Here is a 336-nt window from a genome sequence, read left to right on the forward strand (position 1 = left end):
GTGTTCGGGCCGACCCGCTTCGCCGACAACCTCACCCTGGCAGGTGAAGTGGTGCATATCCATGTGCTGGATAACGACACCTCGGAACCGATCGAACTGTTTCCGGGCTTCATCCTGCCCGGCTCCAGCTCCGACAGCCTGGCCCTGGACCGAGACGCCTGGGGTTATACCGTGCAGGTGACGCTCGACTACAACAACGTCTTCAACGGCTGGGACATGTCCGTGCCGATCATCTTCAGCAGCGCAGCCAATGGCGACAGCGCAATCACCGGCGCTATCAACAGTGGTGCCAACGACAACCGTTTCAGTATCGGCTCCTCCTGGCGCTACCTCGAC

Annotated in this window: 1 protein-coding gene; it reads left to right on the forward strand. The window is 60.7% G+C overall.

From position 1 onward, the window contains the following. On the forward strand, positions 1-336 hold a 336-nt coding region (locus tag J0A65_RS26680), incomplete at both ends, for a DUF1302 family protein (protein WP_206597187.1).

The organism is Bowmanella yangjiangensis (assembly GCF_017255015.1).
GTDB classification, from domain to species: Bacteria; Pseudomonadota; Gammaproteobacteria; order Enterobacterales; family Alteromonadaceae; genus Bowmanella; species Bowmanella yangjiangensis.